We start from the raw sequence: 12741 nt of genomic DNA, 5'->3' as shown, positions 1-12741 counted from the left end.
TTGGACCATCAATGCATAATGTAATGATCCAGAAACGTATTTCGAAACTTCCCTATTGGATCGTATCGAAGCAGCAACTGACGGAAATCCGCTAACCGCTCATACCGAGCCTGCATCATTTCCGGTTCCATCGTAAACAGTTTCGCCCAATGTGGGCGTGCTCCAAACGGTTCGAGTTCACGTTCTATAAGCGGAAGTAACTGGCGCACGCGCTCCCAATCCGGCTTCCATGTAAAATGCAAACCAACACTGTCTTGTCGGTAGCATGGACTCATCCAGTAGGTATCCGAGGCAATAGTTCGTATCTCGGAGATGAAAAGCAGAGGCGCAATTCTATCACTAAGTTTACCTAGCGCACGCATCGCTTCGACCGCATGCCGTCTCGGAACGAAATATTCACTTTGCAGTTCGTTGCCCGCGCTGGGGGTAAATTCCATGCGAAAATGAGGCAACCGTTCGTACCATGGTCCAGGAACGCTTAGCTGCTCGCTACAGTTCACCACAGATTGACCAGGTACCATATGCCGTTTTTCCGGAGCTGGCAAAGCCTCGAAGAAATCGGAAGATGCCTCGTCCTCCCCGTTATTTCCCACCTTTCGCTTAACCCACACTTGATTGAATATGGGCTCTGCCCAATCCGTAAACAAGCTGACGCTGTATGCTGAAGATAAAATTTCGTCTATGCCATGATCCAGTGCAGAAAAAGGAAGACGATCATATACGGTCTGACTTACCTGAAACGAGGGTACTAAATCCAGTTTAAGCTTTGTGACGACTCCCAGTCCGCCAAGTCCGACGACCGCCCCATCGAACTCGGGGTCTATCCCCCGCGTGAGGACCGTAACTTCTCCATCCGCTTTCATTAGCTCGATAGCACGTACAGAAGACGCCAAGCTTGCATTAAGATCGCCCGAGCCGTGCGTGGCTGTCGCCACGGCGCCAGCCACGCTTATGTGCGGCAGCGATGCCAAATTATGCAGCGCATAGCCATGATCATCTAAATATCGGCACAGTTCGCCATACCGAATGCCACCATCGACGGTTACGGTTCTCTGTACACGGTCGAGATCGATTACCCGATTCATCTTTCGAAGCGAAAGATGGCAGCCCCCGGTGTCGGCAATCCCGTTAAAAGAGTGACGCGAGCCGAGCACGCGTATGCTTGTACGGCTAACTACCAGGTCCTTAACCTCTTCTAGATTTTTGGGCTCAAGCAACTCCATCGAACAGTAGCGATAATTCCCAGCCCAGTTCAGCTTATCTCCCATATGAACTCTCCTATTTAATATGCTGGTTTTGTCTTAAATCTATTGATCATTGGTTTACCTGATTGTCCAAATACAGTTCTTATCTGTCAAACTGAATCGGTACTCATAAACTTTAATAAACACAGGCTATCGCATCTTTGTGTTGATTTACCAGTAATCAACAGGTAAGTCAACTTAAAACTAGGTATTCGGCATCGTGTTCCGCTTTCCTGCCCGTTAGCTTAATGAAAGTGTATGGAAACATAGCTAGATACTTATCTAATCTCTGATCTTGTAGTTGCAAGCATGTAGGGCATTATGTCGGTTCAACTATAAGTTAGATTGTTTCGGATTGGATTATATTGCTACGGATATTTCAAGAATGAAGAATCGGCTGAACCCCTCACCCCGCTGCACTAGATGTGGAGCAACAGCTCTATCCACCCCGCCTGGCATGCCGCTATGGCTTTTGGATCAAATGCTTTTCCTTGTATTCCTGCGGTGAACAGCCGGTAGCCTTTTTGAAAAAACGAGTAAAAGAGGAGGCGGTTTCGTAGCCCACACGGCGGGCAACTTCACCGATTCGGAGATTCTCGCTATGAAGTAAACGCTTCGCTTGCATAAGACGGGAGGAGTCGATAAACTCCGTCAGATTGTTTCCGGTTTCCTGTTTGTAGATGCGGGATAAATATGACGGATTCAAATATACTTGTTCCGCCAATCGCACCAACGACAGGTCTTCATCCAAATGATTCCGAATGAATTCCTGCAAAAAATCGATGATATGATCCGCGCGTTTTTTCTGCTCTACTTTTTGCATGTCAAACAACACAGACGATAACTCCGTCAAATATAAGGAAGCTTCGCTCCAGCTGTCAAAAAAATCGATCCGCATCAGTCTGTTTTGACCCACCTGAGCTTCAATTTTCTCATTGAGTGCCCATCGATTGATATAGGACATCAAATATAAGGACACGGTGTAATAAATTTCCTGGGCAAAAGCATTATTCTTCGTGCGAACGTCTCTGATAGGAGCAAGAAGCAGCTCCAAGGCTTCAAAATACTTACTCCTTTGTCCTGCCTCCAGATATTGCTCGATAAGCGAAAGATCGTTGGACTTAAGCACCCGCGCAAGCCTTTCTCCTTCGAGATCCTCTTCCTTCAAACCCTGAACATTGCCTGCCTCATCGGGTTCATCATGACTAACCACATCGTCGATCAGAAGAACTGTATTTTCGAGTCCGATCCGGTAATTGAGCAAGTGGTGGAGCGAGTGATACTTATTGGAAACCGTTTCCCACCCATCCGCTTGGCTGCCGATTGTAAAGCTGATCGGAATTCCGATATTTTCCTGGCATGCCGACTGGATGACCTCCAATATTCCTTTAAGGAACGACACTGTTTTATTGAACGTCTGCAGGATCGTCTCCGCATTCTCAATACCGGTAGCGGACAACGACTCCTTAGGCTGAATAAAAATCACGAATCTGCGACTATCATCCAGCACAATCACAAAATTGACACGGGTGGCTAAGTACCTGTGCATGATTTGACGTACGGCATAGATTTGCTGCATCTTCTGCATATAACCGGTAGAGTCGGGGAATTTGTCGATCTTGCCCACGACCAGGGCAACCGGCCACTTAACATTCAGCGGGATCGACAATTCTTCGAACTGTGATTGGCTGGCTTGCAACCCGCGGCTGCCTTTTAACATGCCTAGAAGATAATCTTCTTGAAACAAATTCAGCGCGATGTTTATTTGCTCTTTGGCCTCCCGGATCAGATCTTCCGTTTTAATTTCCTGGCGGATTTTTGATACGGTCTCTTCGACCACTTGAATCACTTTGTCGATATTTTCGGTCTTTAAGATATAGCTGACATCCTGATACTGAATCGCTTTGTACACATATCTGAATTCACTGTGCCCTGTTAAAAAAATAACTCTGCACTGAGGCCAGCTTCGAAAAATCTCTTCCATTAGCTGCAGACCGTCAATATGGGGCATATCGATATCGGTCAACACGATATCAATTCTTGTTCGGTTGAGCCACTCGATGGCTTCTTCTCCACCGTAGGCTTTATAGACATCGAGATCCAAATGGTCAAATCCTCGAAAAATTTCATAAAGATGATTCACTATGATCTCTTCGTTATCAACAATCAGGAGTCTGTACATCCCTTACACACTCGCTTTCGGGTCAAGTTGCAGCGTCACCTTCAAGCCGCCCATTGCGCTTCGTTCCAAAATGAGGCCGTGTTCGTCGCCATATATCAAACGAAGCCGGCGATGAATGTTAATCAGACCTGAGGTCTCGATATTGGTCGAATCGTAAAGGAGCTTTTGGAGCGCGGATAATTTGGATTCCGGCAGATCCGTTCCGTTGTCCTCTACGATAATACGCAAAGCGCGATCGTCCTGCTGAAAGCGCATTGTGATCAAGCCTTTGACTTTGGTTTGTTCCACAGCATATTTGAATGCATTTTCAAGAATCGGTTGAAGAATCAATCTAGGCACCTGTATTTCCTTGACCTCATCCGGAAGATCTTCAAAATGGATCGTCAGCCGGCTCGGAAAACGCATGAACTGAATCTCGCTATAGGTCCGTGCGTGCTCTACTTCCTCACGCAGCGGCAAAAAATCCGAAGCATTTCTTGTAATAAACTGAAAATAATCACCCAGCAGCTTAGTAAAAGGGATTAAATTATCGTCCCCTAGTTTGGCCATCGTGTTAATCAAAAATAAACTGTTATATAAAAAATGCGGACTAATTTGCGATTGCAATTGCTTTAGCTCCGCCCTCTGGTTTAGAATTTTCTGCTTGTATACCTGCTCGATCAATGCAGATACGTTCTGTACCATCGAATTAAAGCCTTGATAAAGATAACCGAACTCGTTTTTGCTGTTTACGTGGATCGAGACGTTAAAATTTCCGCTCTCGACGTGTCGGAACGATCCGACAAGCTTACGCATGGGCTTATGAATTAAGTTATAGGTGTAGATAGAGTAAAACAACATAATCATTGCGCCTGCACCGGTGAATACCCACAGCCAGATATAAAAATCTCGCAACGGCACAAAGATGAGCTCTTGGGGAATATAACGCAGTAAGAGCATATTCAAATAATCCGATTTGACAGACACCACATACATTTTCTGACCGTTTATGTTGCTGTATATGACGTTCCCGCTCTTAAGTTCATGGTAGTTTCCCGCCAAATCTTGTAAACGTACATTTGCATCGTTGCCTTTGCCGCTAATGACGATATCGTGCGTGAGATCAATTAAAAAGGATCCGCTGTTGTCGTAAGTATGAAACTGGCCCAGCGCCTCTTGAAACGCCGTCGTATCGAGTTCAATCTCGATCATGTACTTTTGAGGCAAGCCGGCATTTCCGGTATGTAGAGTGGTTATGTAAAGATTATTTTTGTATTGTACCAGCTGCGCGCCAGTTTCCCCCGCCGGAACGCGAATCTGATCGAATTTGTTCATATCGATCGGACTTACGGTAGCGGTGGAGGAAATGGTTTTTTGAATCGGCAAAATGTGTGCGCTTACATTTGAGGTGTAGGAGCTGCTGTTATGAATAGTGACGAGACGCTGATGGAGCTTTCGCATGCTTTCCATGATTTCATACTCGTCCATGATGGAATACCGTACCGCGAGTTTGCCCAGGTATTCATCTGTCAAGCTTTCGTGTTGCAAAATTTTAATGCGTTCGATCTCCTCCTCCAGGCTTGTAAGATAAAACGAAACCTGTGCAGTCGAAGAATTAATAATTTCATTTTTTACGGTGTTCAGGCTCCAATTGTACATATAGATGCCCAAGAAAATAATTAGGACGATCGCCAATAAGAAGGACGCGATCAATCGTGCGAAAATGCTGTTCTTGATCTGCCCTCCCTCCCTTATTCACGATTATTATTACGGGAAACGAGGTCGGCCTTTCGTGTTTATCCCTTCACGCTCCCGAGTACAATTCCTTTGACAAAGAAACGCTGCAGGAACGGATACACGCAGATGATCGGCAGAGCTCCAAGGAAAATCTGGGCCGAACGCAGCGTCTTATCCGAAATGTCCGCCATCAGCTTGGCCTCTTCCGGCGTCATCGTGGCTAACGAGCGCTGAACGACGATCGTCTGAATGTAGCTCTGGATCGGGTAATGGCTGGGATCGTTCATATAGATTAACCCATCGAACCAGCTGTTCCAGTGCGTGACCAGTGAAAATAGCAGAATGGTCGCAAGAGCCGGCAAGGATACCGGAACGTAAATCTGACACAGCGTTCGCCAATGTCCGGCACCATCGATAAACGCGGCCTCACTCAGTTCCTTTGGTACTGCTCGAAAAAAATTCAACAGCAAAATGACACTGAATACAGGAATCGCAGTTGGGAAGACCAGCGCCCAGATCGTGTCGATCAACCCGAGCTGTTTGACAACCATATACGACGGAATTAATCCAGCCCCAAATATCATTGTAATAAAAAAGGCCCATGAATAAAAGGTGCGCAGCCGGAATTCTCCCTTTTCTTTCGAAAGTGGATATGCGACTGTAGCGATCAAAACGAGATTCAGCGTCCCTCCCAAAGCGATGCGCTCCAGGGAAACGAGCATCGATTGCCAAAAGGCTGAACGATGTGCGACAAATTCATAGGATTTCAACGTAAATTCCTTCGGCCACAAGGTTACGGTTCCTGTTGCAGCGACAGCGCTGGAGCTTAATGACACGGCCAGGATGTGTATCATCGGAATCAGACACAGCATTCCGACTGCGATCAAGAATATACTATTGCACACAACAAACCAATCCAGCCTCTTTTTTACAGGCATATCAGTCCCTCCTTAGAAAATCCTGTAGTCCGCAACTTTATACGCGATGTAATAGGAGACGGACACGAGAACAAGCGCGATAACGGACTTGAATAATCCTACTGCGGTTGCAACCCCGAACTGCGCATCCAGCAGTCCGATGCGGTACACGAAGGTATCGAGAATATCCCCGCTTTCATATACCATCGGGCTGTACATGTTAAAAATCTGGTCAAATCCGGCATTCAGCAAATTACCCAAATTAAGAACCATAAGCAATACAATAACCATCTGCATCCCAGGCAGCGTCACGTGAAGCGTCTGCCTCCAACGGCTCGCTCCGTCGATTTGCGCCGCTTCATACAGGTTCGGATTGATGCTTGTCAGCGCGGCCAGATATATGATGGTTCCGTATCCAAACTCTTTCCATACGTCTGTCAAAATCATGGTGTTTGGGAACCACCGATTGTCCCCAAGGAAAAAGATCGGTTCAATCCCGAACGATTGAAGCGCCCGGTTGACCAAGCCGTCATTCGGTGACAGAATTTCGATAAAAATTCCGCCCAATACTACCCAGGATAAAAAATGGGGCAAGTAAATGGCGGTCTGCACACCTCTCTTCAATGCCATATGCCGGACCTCGTTTAATAGAATAGCAATCACAATGGGCACAAGCAGTCCTAGAATGACTTTCATCATCGCGATATAAAACGTATTCCACATGATGTTATCGAAGCTCGGCAGGTTCATTACATATTCGAAGTTGCGCAGACCAATCCAATCCTGATCGCCGAACAAACCTTTCGCCGGTATAAATTTTTGGAACGCAATAATGATTCCGCCAATGGGAAGGTAATTGAATACTAGCAAAAATAGAAAACCCGGCAAAATCATAACATGCAGAGGCAATTCCCTTTTCCAGCTTCTTTTTTGCATCATAAATCACCCGTTTCTTAAGATGAGAATGAGGAATGGAAAGGATGCCCTTGGTCAATGCAGCATCCTTTCTCATGGTCCTAGGCACTTATTTTACAGATGCGTACCACTCATTGACTTCTTTGGTCATATCGGCTCCCCCAAGCGTATTCCAGTTCTCTACAAACTTGTCGAACTCATCAATCGAAGTGGCGCCCATAATGATTTTGACAAACACCTCGGTTTCCAGTGCTTTTAGTGTGGACTGCTTTTCCGCCATGGTTTGGGTAGGCGGTCCGGCAAACGCCTCAAGCATGAAATGGTCGTTCTCCAGGTATTTCACGCTATGCTGGAACACGCCGTCTTCCCCATAAATTTTAGGCCATCCCCATAAAGTGGTTTCTCCATTGTTGAAGGCTTCCATATTTTTCTGAATCGACAGTGCCTCACCGGTTAGCTGATCCAAGGTTTTATTCTTACGCGCCTCCTCGATTTCCTGGAACGCATTCACGTTTTTAAATGGTGGGTAGGGTTGTACCGGCGAATATTTCCACACGCCTACGCTGTCATTGGCGGAAGGCATATAATAATAATCGAAATCTCCGCTTTCTCCCCAATTCAACTCAATGTGCAAATTAAACATTTTCACCAAGGCTTCCGGATTGGAAAATCCTTTTCTGACGACCCAGAACTCCGATGCAGCAAATTTCTGAGGTGAGAGCACCGGTTCCCCGTCCACCGAAACCAAGGCGTAGCCTTTCCAATCTGCACCCGGATCGTTCTGATAGTTGCTGATGAGCGGGTACATCGGATTCCATTGTTGCCCGAACTCCATGCCCACCTTGCCGGCGGCTATCGTCTCAGCCACCTTGCCGCCGTCCTTAACTCCGAATTCCTTGTCGATTTCACCGGCCTTATACATCGAAGACAGCGCTTTCAATCCCTCCTTTACTTCAGGAAGCGTACTGCCCCAAACCAGATTTCCCGATCCGTCATCGATCCACATGTTCGGGTACGCGTGGTATCCGGCAAAAAATCCTTCCAGCCCCATGGCTCCGCCGTACAGATCCTTCGTAATGGCTAGACCGTAGGTGTCATTGACCCCGTTCCCGTCCGGGTCCTGCGTGGTAAACGCTTTACTGATTGCAATCACATCATCCATCGTTTTGGGCTCTGTAAGCCCGAGTTTCTCTAACCAGTCGGCACGAAGCCAGATAAATACACCGTCTCCGTATACCTCCGGCGGACCAAGGCCCATCATCTTACCATCAACTGTAGCGGCCTGGAGGACCGCAGGCCCTTGCACCGAGTACAATTCCTTTATTTGGTCAGAAGCATATTTGTCCCAGTACGGTGTGAGATCCTCGATCATATCTGCTTCAGCCATCTGTTTCATTTGAGCGGCTGTGACGCGAATCATGTCCGGAATATCCCCAGATGTCAACGTTACGTTAACCTTTTGGGTATAAGCATCCCCACCGCTGACCGTCCAATCGTATTTTACGTTGATTCCTAGTTTTTCCGAGAACGCTTTCAACCAACGGTTGTCTTCCACTGTTTCGCCAGGTGTTTTGGGTATGATGTTATCCTGCATATCGTTGTCTACATCGCGGGCAAATCGAATCGTAAGCGGTTCTTCATATTTGCCGAACGGTCCTTCCGCTGCGGTGGCTCCCCCTTCAGATGATTTGCCTGAACTGCTTCCTGACGGATTGGTCGACTGTGGATTGTTTGAGTCGGAACTACATGCGGCGATCGCTCCTGTTAAAAGTATTGTCGCTAAGATGAGGACGACTTTCGGGTAAACCCTTCGTTTCATGCTAATAACCCCCTTGAAATCGTTTTTGCTTTGAATCACGTTTCATTTTAACCCTGAAATTTAGGGATGAATACAGGCGAGCTGTTACATTTCTAACATTTGTTTACGCATTTGTCCCACCCCATGCTCGCAGTTTTCAACAAGTTTATCATTTTTTTACAACCTCGTTCGGGAGCATGAAATCGGGTTGAACCGTTAAAATGAAAGCGCTATAATGGAACATCGCAAGGAAGTTCACAGGTCTGGCAACATATATTATTCCGAATGGAGAGGAAGGCAATGGCGTTACTGTTCATTGATTCAGGGCGGCAGTACGGAAAAATCAACAAAAATGTTTACGGGCATTTTTCAGAGCATTTGGGACGAGGTATTTATGGCAGCATTTATGTCGACGAAAACAGCCCAATTCCCAATATCCGCGGGTTACGCACCGACGTTGTGGAGGCATTGCGGCATATCCGGGTGCCGGTGCTGCGCTGGCCAGGAGGATGCTTCGCTGAATATTACAATTGGAAAGACGGCGTCGGTGCTGAGCGCAAGCGCATCGTGAATGCAGGCTGGGGCGGCGTGGTAGAGGACAATTCATTTGGCACCCACGAGTTTTTGGATCTATGCGAGCAGATCGGCTGCTCGGCTTATATCGCGGCCAACGTCGGCTCCGGTACACCGAGAGAAGTGAGCGAATGGATTGAATACATGACCTTTGACGGAGACTCGCCAATGGCGAACTGGAGACGCCAGAACGGCAGGCACGAACCGTGGAAGGTTGAATATGTCGGCATCGGTAATGAGAATTGGGGATGCGGCGGGCAAATGCGGCCGGAATATTATGCCGATGTGTACAAGCAATTCAACACTTATGTTCGCAATTACGGCAATCATCGGATTTTCAGGGTTGCTTGCGGTGCCGATGGTAACGATTATGCCTGGACGGAAACTTTGATGCGCGAAGCGGGCACCCATATGAATGGATTGTCTCTGCATTATTACACCATGCCGGGATATTACAAATTTGACGAATATCCCGAGGAGCGCAAAGGTCCGGCTCTGGAGTTCGATAAGCCGACATATTATCGAACCCTGCGCCGGGCGTTGTATATGGATGAATTAATTACCCGGCATAAACATGTCATGGATCGCTATGACCCCAAAGGCGAGGTGTCGATCATTATCGACGAATGGGGAACCTGGCATGAGGTGGAGCCTGGGACTCACCCGGCATTCTTGTTCCAGCAAAATTCGATGCGAGACGCCATTGTCGCCGGGGTGTCCCTGAATATATTTAACGCCCATAGCGATCGGGTTCAAATGGCCAATCTGGCACAGCTGGTCAATGTGCTCCAATCGGTCATCCTGACGGAAGGTGAGGAAATGGTGCTCACACCGACGTACCATGTATTCGATCTCTATAAAGGGCATCAAGATTCGACACTGATCGAGAGCTATATCCAGCAGCAGCTAACGGGTACAACCGATGCCGAGGTGCCGGCTCTGCACGTCAGCGCATCGAAACGGGCGGACGACCGCGTTCACGCCACAGTGGTGAACTTGTCCGCAGATGAGTCACAGCAGCTCCTTTGCGTGTTAGATGGTCAAGCGTTTTCCTCTGCCGAAGTTCGTTACATTTCTGGGACCATGACGAGCCACAACGCGTTCGGACATCCCCCACAGGTCGAAATAAAAAAGATGCCGGTCAATCCAATTAAGGACAACCGTCTGGATGTGCACCTTCCTGCCTGCTGCGTTGCTGAAATCGTTTTGTCTTAATGCAACCATGCTAACTAGTGGCCGAGTTCGTTGATTTGTCGATAGCTCCACTTTCCTACACATGAGACGGTGGTTTCTTACTTGAGTCTTCTGAAAATGCTTGAATTTTGTAATTTATTTGCATCATAAATGCACCCCTAGAATCATCGGAATCGCCAGGAGATTCCAATGTCTATTCTAAGGGGTGCACTTAATGGTCTGATACCGCCTGTGGAGAGGTTGCCCAGAAATTTTGGCCCGTCCGGCATTGTTGATAGCCACAATCACCAACTTGATATGGTCTTTATATGGTCTTTATATGCTGACGTGCTCCTGCCGTCTCCTACCTTCTCTACAGCTTGCCTCCCTGGTTCTGGCCCTGAATACAACAGCCCTACTCCAAGCATGTCCGAGCGGTATCCCGAGATCTTTGTCAGCGTTACGTTGAAATTGCGTTTCAACTGCTCTCGCTTTTCTTTTTCAATTTGAGTGTTTTTAACCCCTTTTCACAAGATCCTCTCTGTTCACGATAGCATCAACAATGCCTTTGGATGCTTTCGAATGATCTCGATGATTGCCATTCACATTTCTTTATATACAAAATAATCAAAATCAGCGTGTTTCCGAGTCCCGCCAAGATCTTGCACGCAAAGACCGATGAAGGTTCCCGTAAACCGGATATATTCAGGGGATTCATCCGACAGATGCGTGATATCGAACCATCCGCCTGCCGGATGCCAGGACGGATCATCATGTAACCCATAGTAAAAACAGGCACGGTCATGATCGATCACAACCTTTAACCGGATCCCGTTCACCGATTTCAACGGGATATCCTCCAGCAGCTCGTCGTATAACCCGTATCGCGACTGAATGATTCCGAGGCACACTCCTTTCTCTTCGTGATACGTTATTCGTAAATAAAGATAGTCTTTCGTATCGTAATACAGAATCAGCCCTGCCATTTGCTGCGGATGGTCCGGTTCAAACTCCAGACAAGTTTCGGCTTCACACGCAGAACCCTGCTGTCTTCGGGCGACCATGCTTTGCCTGTGCGTTGAGCTCATCGACTCCATGCCGCGCAGGCGCAAGTAACCGGAACGTTCCCCAAGGCTCAGCCAAGTCGGATCCGGCGGAATACGAAGCGTATTCCAATCGCTCCGGAGCATGGGTTGATCAAAGTGGTCCATCTCCGGTGCCGGTTCAAAAGGGTGTGGCTTGATTTTCGGCGCAGGCACCTGAACCTCGGGATAACGGTCACCGCTCGCAAGGCGCAGCCAGCCGTCCTCGCTCCAAATACATTGCTGCAGAGCCGTCTCACGGCCAAGTGTGCAAAACTGTACATTGACGGGCCGGCCGACCAGGTGGGCCATGTACCATTCACCGGTGTGCGTTTCGACGAGACTACCGTGACCGGCCTTCTGGAGCTTTAAATCCGGTCGGCCGTATGAAGTCAGAATCGGATTGGCAGGATCGACTTCATAAGGTCCCTCTAACGTGCGGGAGCGTGCTACCGTCACCGCATGCTCGTAACCGGTTCCCCCTTCAGCCGTTATTAAATAATAAAAATCGTTATATTTGTACAGATGCGGCGCTTCCGTCAGCCCTAATTCTGTGCCCTTGAATATGTTAACAGCGGGCCCGATCAGTTTTTGTTCCTTAACGGAAAATTCCTGGAGCACGATGCCCGAGAACCGGTTCTTTCCCTTACGGTGATCCCAAATCATATTGACCAACCACTTGCGTCCGTCCTCATCATGAAATAAGGATGGATCGAATCCGCTGCTGTTCAAATACACCGGCTCGGACCAAGGGCCTTCGATATCCGTTGCCGTCACAAGGTAATTATGGGTATCTTTAAAAGCGCCGATCCGGCTTTTGACATCCGTGTAAACCAGGTAAAACACACCGTTGTCATAGCTAAGGCAGGGAGCCCATACTCCTCCGGAATCGATGTTGCCATCCATATGCAGCTGCGATGTCCGGGTCAGTGGAGATTGTATTGGCTTCCAATGAACCAGGTCCCTGGATTGGTGAATCCGTACGCCCGGGAACCATTCAAAGGTCGACGTGGCGATATAATAATCTTCCCCCGCCCGACATATGGACGGATCGGGATGAAAACCGCGAAGAACGGGGTTCGTGATCATATGCATGAAGCAACCTCCGGTATGAAAATGATGTTTGTACAAAAATGTTTGA

Annotated in this window: 8 protein-coding genes; 1 reads left to right on the top strand and 7 read right to left on the bottom strand. The window is 47.8% G+C overall.

Features of this window, described 5'->3' with window-relative positions; translation table 11 throughout:
- Nucleotides 1–8: 8 nt before the first annotated feature.
- The 6 genes from ACETK5_RS11750 to ACETK5_RS11725 all read right to left on the bottom strand — a co-directional run bounded on the left by ACETK5_RS11750 (nt 9) and on the right by ACETK5_RS11725 (nt 8793).
- On the bottom strand, nt 9–1268 hold the full coding sequence (locus ACETK5_RS11750; RefSeq protein ID WP_394055780.1) for an FAD-binding protein: 1260 nt from the start codon (nt 1266–1268) through the stop codon (nt 9–11).
- A 439-nt stretch (nt 1269–1707) separates the two neighbouring features.
- Nucleotides 1708–3426, bottom strand: a complete 1719-nt coding sequence (locus ACETK5_RS11745; RefSeq protein ID WP_394055778.1) for a response regulator transcription factor — start codon at nt 3424–3426, stop codon at nt 1708–1710.
- Nucleotides 3427–3429: 3 nt separating this feature from the next.
- Nucleotides 3430–5118 carry a sensor histidine kinase gene (locus ACETK5_RS11740; protein ID WP_100537250.1) on the bottom strand — a complete coding sequence of 563 codons (1689 nt, stop codon included), beginning with the start codon at nt 5116–5118 and terminating at the stop codon, nt 3430–3432.
- Between the two features lie 83 nt (nt 5119–5201).
- Nucleotides 5202–6080 (bottom strand): carbohydrate ABC transporter permease, encoded by an 879-nt coding sequence (locus ACETK5_RS11735; RefSeq protein ID WP_100537251.1) that lies wholly within the window; start codon nt 6078–6080, stop codon nt 5202–5204.
- Between the two features lie 12 nt (nt 6081–6092).
- Complete coding sequence (locus tag ACETK5_RS11730; RefSeq protein WP_100537252.1) at nt 6093–6995, bottom strand: ABC transporter permease; 903 nt, start codon at nt 6993–6995, stop codon at nt 6093–6095.
- An 88-nt stretch (nt 6996–7083) separates the two neighbouring features.
- On the bottom strand, nt 7084–8793 hold the full coding sequence (locus ACETK5_RS11725) for an extracellular solute-binding protein (protein ID WP_394055775.1): 1710 nt from the start codon (nt 8791–8793) through the stop codon (nt 7084–7086).
- 279 nt (nt 8794–9072) lie between these two features.
- Here ACETK5_RS11725 and ACETK5_RS11720 point away from each other — a divergent pair, with 279 nt between their 5' ends.
- A complete protein-coding gene (locus ACETK5_RS11720) occupies nt 9073–10560 on the top strand; it encodes an alpha-N-arabinofuranosidase (protein WP_394057412.1) in 1488 nt (495 codons plus the stop codon).
- Nucleotides 10561–11120: 560 nt separating this feature from the next.
- Here the strand turns inward: ACETK5_RS11720 and ACETK5_RS11715 are convergent.
- Nucleotides 11121–12695, bottom strand: a complete 1575-nt coding sequence (locus ACETK5_RS11715) for a glycoside hydrolase family 43 protein (protein WP_394055773.1) — start codon at nt 12693–12695, stop codon at nt 11121–11123.
- Between the last annotated feature and the right edge of the window lie 46 nt (nt 12696–12741).

This window comes from Paenibacillus ilasis (assembly GCF_043195395.1).
Taxonomy (GTDB): Bacteria; Bacillota; Bacilli; order Paenibacillales; family Paenibacillaceae; genus Paenibacillus_AQ; species Paenibacillus_AQ lautus.
This window is presented reverse-complemented; position numbering and strand designations above follow the sequence as displayed.